The sequence below is a fragment of the Chitinophaga sp. genome (genome assembly GCF_036566945.1).
Classification (GTDB): domain Bacteria; phylum Bacteroidota; class Bacteroidia; order Chitinophagales; family Chitinophagaceae; genus Chitinophaga.
Genome location: NZ_DATCVJ010000962.1, coordinates 1 through 7,773, shown reverse-complemented (window position 1 = coordinate 7,773; position 7,773 = coordinate 1). Strand labels below are relative to the sequence as shown.

The window sequence follows — 7,773 nt, the reverse complement described above, 5'->3', positions numbered from 1 at the left end:
GTGGTAATGTTCACTAACGCCGGGGTAGTGTAAACGGTACCCGTGAAAAGTAAGGTGGTCAGAGCAGCATCAGCATACCACCTGAATACCGGACCCACTTCCCCGCGCAGGCCGCGGGTAAGATTGGTGGTGCTTATCACGAGCGTGGCGGATTGATTCGGACATATCTCCTGATCGCTCACCAATATATCGGCAGCGGTGGCGCGGCGTTTTACCCCAACTGTCACGGCATGTGCATCGCCGGCTTTATTTTCACACACATCGGTTCCGTGTATGGTTACATAGTAGAGTGAGGTGGTGGTGATGGCCGGTGTTGAAAAACTGGCGCCGGTTCCCAGCAAAGTGGTCAGCGCAGGATCAGCATACCAGCTGAATACCGCACCAGGCACGGTGGATGTAGCAATTAATGTTACGCCTTCACCCGGGCATGCCAGGGTATCCCGTACAGTTATATCAGTTGCAATGGCCTTGCGGTTTACATTTGCCAATACAGTTTTGGCGGTACCGGGGAGACTGCTGCACACGGAATCTCCGGATACTGATACGTAGTAGGTAGTGGCTGCATCCAGCGGAGGTGTGATATACGTTGCGCCGGCACCTACCTGTTGTTGTAAGGCAGCATCGCTATACCAGGTGAACACAACGCCGGTTACCGGACTGCTGGCTGTTAGCGTGTCTGCCGCTCCGGCGCAAACCGTCTGCCCGGCTGCTGTTATATCCGCTGCAGTACTGTTCCGCCGGATAGTTACTGTTACTACTTTGGCTGCACCCACTGCGTTTTCACAAACCAGGCGGCTGCTGGCAGTAACGTAATAAGTGGTAATATTTTGCAATACGGGCGTGATGTACGTAGTGCCCGTGAACAGCAGGTTAGTCAAACCCGCATCCGCATACCATCTGTATACCGGGCTTGCCTCACTGCCCAGTCCCCGGGTAAGATTGGTAGCATTGATCACCAACGTGGCAGACTGTCCTGCACAAATCGCCTGATCGTTCACCAGTATATCAGCAGCAGTCGCACGACGTTTCACGCCAACGGTGACGGTACGTGCATCCGCCGGCTGATTTTCACACACGTTGTTTCCCTTCACCGTCACATAATAGAATGATGTGGTGTTAATAGCTGGTACAACATAGCTGGCACTGGTACTCAGAACAGTAGTTAACCCTGGATCCGCATACCAGGTGAATGCGGCCCCCGGCACTGTTGACGTAGCATTTAAAGTAACGCTCTCGCCCGGGCATACCAGGGTATCCGCAACAATGATATCGGCGGATATACCGGTGCGGTTAACAGTTACGTTAATGGCTTTCGCATCTCCGGGCAGACTGGCACAAACGCTGTCTCCCGAAACGGTGACGTAAAAAGTGGCGCTGCTATCCAGTGCAGACGTAACGAAGATAGGGCCGGTAGCCACCTTATGCTGAAGGGAAATATCGCTGTACCAATTGAATATTGCACCCTTTATTTTGCTGCTGGCTGTAAGGGTGGCGACACTGTTGGGACATATGGCGGTATCGGCCGCAGTGATGTCGTCGGGCAAAGCGGTGCGCTGTACGGTGAGCACCACAGCTTTTGCTGCACCCTGTCTATTGGCGCAAACAGCGTCTCCCTGAACGGTTACATAGAAGGTATCAGTGACTGCGGTATCTGAAGTGACATATGTGGGGCCGGTAGCCAGCAGGATATGAAGCGAATCATCTGCATACCAATTGAACACGGGGTTTTGTACCGTAGTGGTCGTGGCTGTTAACGTAGCACTATTACCGCTGCAAATGGCTTTGCCGGCCACATTAATGTCTGCAACTGTTGCATTCCTGTTTACTATCACATTGGCGATGTAAGCATCCCCGGACCGGCTGCTACAAACACCGGTTCCGCTCACGGCCACATAGTAATCTGTACTGGCATTCAACGCGGAGGTCTGGTAATGATCACCGGTTACGAGCGGTTGGGTAAGGGCGGCATCTGCAAACCAGGTAAACCGTGGATCGGCGATGGCGCTTTGTACCATAAGTACGGCGGAATCCCCGGCACAGATGGTTTGGCCGCTGCCTGTGATATCTGCTGCCACAGCTTTTCTGTTTACATTCACCCGCAGTCTGCCTGCATTGAACGGCGCGTTTTCGCAAGCATTACTACCCTGAACGGTAACGTAATAGGTAGTACTATCCTGAAGCGCCGTGGTGGTATGGTTAGCCCCGGTGGTAAGCGGTATAGTCAATGCGCTGTCTCCGTACCATGTAAATACCGGGTTGATCACCGTTGTGCTTGCCGCCGTTAGTACGATAGCGTTACCCGCGCATATGGTTGAATCCTGTAGTACCAGGTCGGTTAAATCCGCCAGGTCGGTAACTGTAACGGTGATACGTTTTGCTGTGCCTGGCGGATTTCCGCAGACATTGGTTCCCTCCACTGTTACATAATAGTTTGTGGTACCCGTTAAGGCAGGCGTTGTAAAGCCGGAGCCCGAACCCACCGGTTGAGTAAGCGCGGCATCAGCAAACCACCTGAACTGCGGATTGGACATCGTTGGAGAACCAACGACAAGCCTGGCGGATACGCCGCTGCAGATGGTTTGGTTCAGACCTTTGATGTCGGATGAATCAGCATGCCGGTTGGCGGTCACCGTTACTTGTTTGGCGTCACCTGGCAGCGGACCACAATAATCACTGCTGGATGCGGCTACATAATAGGTGGTAGTATTAGAAATGGGTGGTGTTATAAATGTATTGCCAGTGCCCAGCAGCGTGTTCATGCCTGGATCCGCATACCAGGAGAAGTTCATCCCTGGCAGGCCGGAGTTGGCGGTGAGTGAAGCGGTGGAACCGGCACATATCACCGGATTTTGCACAGTTACATCAGCCGGAGTAGTGTGTGGGCGTACATCTACATTTACAACTACGGGTCCTGTGCCGATCGGGGCCGGTTGGTTTTCACAAATGCCGTCCGCGCTAACCGTTACAAAAAATTGCTTTTGACTGTTCAGCGGAGGAGTGTTGATCATAGGGCCAACAGCATATAGCTGTGTCAGTGCAGGATCCTGGTACCAGCGGAATACGGGGTTTTGCAGGTTGCTACTAGCCGTGAGCATGGCGCTTTCTCCGGCGCAAATGCTCGTGGAATGTGCAAAGAGATCGGCGGTAGTTGCATTCCTGTCCACGGTCACGGTTACTGCCCTGGCCGTATTGGGCAAATTCTCACAGGAAGACTGGCTGCTAAGGGTGATGTAATATGTTGTGGTAGCCGTTAGATTCGGCGTTTCATATATATCGCCGGTAAACAGCAGGTTGGTGAGTTGCGGGTCTTTATACCATTTGAATACTTTTCCCGCTCCTGTATGGGAGGTGCTTGCAACGAGCCTGGCGAAGCTATTATAACAAATGGCCTGATCGTTTACCTGTATGTCTGCCGCTACTGAATAAGGATGTACTGCAACTGTTACCGCCTTCGTGCCGGAAGTAAAATTTTCGCAGATGCCTGTACCGGTGACGGTTATAAAATAGGTGGTAGAAGTGCTATGGGATGGGGTGTTGTAGGTGTTGCCGGTAAAAAGCAAGTTAGTCAAAGACGCATCAGCATACCATCTGAAAACAGGGGCAGGCACAGTTGACGAGGACGCCGTGAGCGCGACAGCAGAACCGGTGCAGATCACAGTATCCATGATATTGATGTCTGCCGCCGTTGCATGCCGGTTTACAGTAACCTGGACAGGCTGATTGCCGGAAGAGCATTTATCAACTGAATATGCGTTAATATAGTAGGTGGTTGTAACAGTTGGGGTAACCCGGTTTGGATTGCCCAAAGGAGTAGTGCCACTGGCATCTGCGAAATATGCGATGCTATCAATATTCGCACTGCCCGCTGTGATGGCGGGAAGGGTAAGGTTCACACTGTCTCCCTCACAAATGGAGACTGGTGTAACTTGTAATGACGGATTCAGGCCCTGTTGCAGGTTTTCTGTGGATGTGGCCACGCAGCCAGTGCGGGCGGTAACGGCCAGTTGGTAAGAGCCACTGTTGGCCGACGTAAATGCTGGTATCACGATGCTGTCGATGCCGGACCGTGTACTGCCATCAGGCAATGTCCATATTATACTGGAAATACTGCCGATAGGGCGTGTTCTCAGCACCACCCTGCCGCCGGGGCATACCTTGCCGTCTGAAACAGGACCGGAAACACGGATAAGTGAAGTAGAAGCAGTATTGAACAGCTCTACATTCGGCGTAATCTGTGTACCACATCCGTCCAGGATCTGAATGGTATAGTTTCCCGGGGCAAGCCCGTGAAAATCGGGCGATCCCTGGAAGGGGGTATATGAGGCGTCTGGAGCACCCGCTGGTTTTAACCGGTAAGTAAAAGGGGAGCTACCCACTCCTTCCACATGTAAGGTGCCCGTATCCCGGCCATTACACACAAAACCGCCCGACTTTAGCTGATCAAATTGTGGCGGCATGTAAGGAGGCAAGGTTACCAGCAAGGAATCCAGCGCTTTCGGACAGAGAGCAGGTGAACCTCCATTTGTGTAAACCTTCACATAATAATTGCCGGAAGGGAGATTGTAAAATGCCCTCGCAAAATTGCTACCGGCAGGAATTCCCTGAACAACGTCGCCGGTTGCTGTATTAACAAGAAAGGAATTATGCGCTACATTGCCTTTTGAACCGGCAGGAACAAAGAACCTGGCATAAGTCTGTACATCATAGAATCCGCAACCTTTCGCTGCCGGCACCATCCTGACAGAGTCAATTACCGCCCTGGTGAAAGATTTGACGAGGTTCAAGCTCAAAGTATCTGTCCGGCAAACGGGGCTTCCATAGGATACTTCCATAGAATAAATCCCGAAGGGCATGTTCTCGAAAATATCATTTGCGGCCACTCCGCTGTTCATTGTGTAGGTCTGTCCTATGTTCCCGGGACCGGTCAGCACTTTAAACGTAATGGGATATGGCCCGTTGCTGAGTATATTTTTCACGCTGATCCTGCCGGACTCAAGTGAACAGGGCATATACCCGGTTAAAGTGAAAATAGGCTGCTGTAACGTGGATTCCGGAAGGGTGATCCTTGTTGTTTTGGAAAAATTAGCAGCATCGCTGATCGTTATATTGTATGTTTTTCCCGCTACCAGGCTTGGCAGGTGATAAGTGTGCGACGACATATTTCCTGTGACTACCTGGTTGTACGGGCCGCCAACCTCCTGTATCGCAACTCTGATGGGATTGCAAATGCGCCGGAAAGAAGACAGCGTGGAACTGAGATACGTCAGGTATTCGCTTCCGCACATATTACTTGCTGCCGGGCTGATGATCGTGTTTACAATGAGGTCCGTGGGCTCCACCGTATATGTATAATATTTACTCTCCAGTGTACAGGGATTTTCGACCTGCATCCTAACGGTTTGAGCTGCTGAATTATCGTAAGTTCCGCCCACGGGTATGGCTGTATTGCTGAGTGCCGTCCAGGGGCCCCAGTTGCCGGATAGCGCCGGTGATTCGAAGCGCGCCATGACACTTGCATAATTGAAATCCGGCCATTTCTGCCCACCACTGTATATATTCACTTTCTGACCGTTTACTGTCAGCCCGTCACAGGTGGCGTTAATGTAAAAATTGTTATAGGGTGTATTATCTTCAATATTTACAGAATCGATCGGCCGGTTTGAATAAGAATAATCTTCCACTACGGTGATAACACCGCTCAGGCGCGAGCTGCCACAATCATCCGAGACCCGCACGGTGTACTGTCCCCTTGCCAGATTATAAAAAAAATTGGATGACTGATACGGCCGTAATACAGTGGAACCAGTGGCGTCCAACAATTCATACCGATAGGGGGCCTTCCCTTTCGCGATGCTTACACTAACATAACCTTGCGGGCTACACTGATTGCCGGGAACAGTTTGATAAGACTGTTCGGTACCAATAAATTCCAGTAGCTGATAAGTAGAGGTTACTGATGCAGTTTTCACCACCGGGGTAGTTCCCGTATTTTCATCGTACACCAGTACCAGATAATTTCCTGCCGGGAGATTGTTGAATATATTACTGCTTTGCTGCGGCACCACTACTGCCATGCTGCTGGCGTCCAGCAGCTCGTAGAGCACTGGTGGGGCAGCATTGTTAGCAGTTACCGTGATTTTCCCGTCTGACTGGCAAACACCATTTGTTACCGAAACGGTTACATTGGGGTTCGTCTGTGAAAACACAGGAAAAGTTGATATGGTAGTCAACATGAGAATTGTCAGGACAACAGCCTGGTAAATGCAGCGCATACCAAGTAAAGCTATCTCCATAAGAAAGGGTTTAGTCTGACAGAAATATTACATTCGCGGATATAAAGCTGAAGAAATGAGTCTTAACAACGGGGCTTCACCATCAGAATAAACGAATTCGTTTCGGGGGCTCTTACGCAGTCGTTTTTCCCGGCTGTACTTTTAACAATCCACATTCCAGTGGATTGAGCTTAGCCATCAACATGCACCTTGTAAATCTTTCCGTTGGTGTTGGTCACCTTTTAGACAAAAAAGGATGGACCTAAATTACTGGAATAAATGAAAACTTCTTTTCACCCATACAGCCAAATATTCCTGGTCAGAGCAAACGAAGATTTTTTCATAAACAGCCTGTTTTACTGATTAGGAAAGAATTATGTCTTTGGGTAAAAGCGTGCTTAGCTACCTCACGCCGCTTTTACAGTTTGGTCACAAATACGATAAATTTAATATTGCTGTTTTTACCCGGATGGTTATTTCAATTAGGATAACACCAATGGTCAAAATTTGTTTAAAACAGGTACCGTGTTTATCCGTCGATTATTTTATATTTTAACGCTGAGGGTTCTGTTATCCTTCTTTCCGGCTTTTTAAACACCGTAGGACTTTCCATTATACCGGCTCTGGCAGGCATTTCCGGATAGCTGCGGCTCCTGGTCTCTAATGGCAAAATGGGTAATCATGACCAGATTTTTTAACGCGTGTATGAAGGGGCATAGTGTATTGATAGTGTATTGTAAGAGCGGAAATAGTGTAAGATAACAGTAACAATAGTCTAATGATAATGCAACACATAGACGAGTCCTAAGTCGTTGCAAAGTATGCGATCAGTAGTAACCCAATCGGCCTACACGATCTTTATAGAGTAAATTATAGACCATTTTCAACAATATATTTGCATCATAGTTGAATAAAATAGATTTAGGAAATATGGCCAGTCGGTCGGAAGTAGAGTTCCATGTGGTTAATTGGAGATAAGCTGCTCGTGTCAAAACCCCACTTAGTTAAATAATCAATACCGTTTTGTTTATCAATACGATTAGTACCCGTCCATCCCCTTTCTAGTCCTTCTAAAATTAATTCCCTAATATATTTGGGCTCATGAATATTGACCGTTACTTTGCTTCCTGTCAGACGATTAAATAAATCAAACCCAGTATTTAATGGATGACCTTTAATTGGATCAGTGAAAGTTAAAAAATGAAGAATTAATGGTGTAGATTTTTTACCGTTTAAAAATATCTTGACAACCATATCTCCTCCTCTGTATCCATATTCATTAAATGAGATATAATACCGATAGTCAATATCGTCTACCACTATTTTTCTTAACTTACTTTTCATCTCACAAAATAATAAATTCTCCAAAAAACAGACGGCATTTCACTTACATTTACTTTATATAATCTTATTAAACCAGACTTAATCATAACACAGTGGACTTAAAATCTATTCAAGGTCAATTTCAAGCAATTGAGAGTTTCGTCATAAGGAGAAAAGG

The 7,773-nt window shown here is 48.3% G+C and carries 2 protein-coding genes; both read right to left on the bottom strand.

The window, feature by feature from the left end:
- Positions 1 to 6,293: hypothetical protein (locus VIP81_RS28970; RefSeq protein ID WP_331969892.1), on the bottom strand; the 6,293-nt coding region annotated here is incomplete at its 3' end.
- A 900-nt stretch (positions 6,294 to 7,193) separates the two neighbouring features.
- On the bottom strand, positions 7,194 to 7,616 hold the full coding sequence (locus VIP81_RS28965) for a hypothetical protein (RefSeq protein ID WP_331969889.1): 423 nt from the start codon (positions 7,614 to 7,616) through the stop codon (positions 7,194 to 7,196).
- Positions 7,617 to 7,773 lie beyond the last annotated feature (157 nt).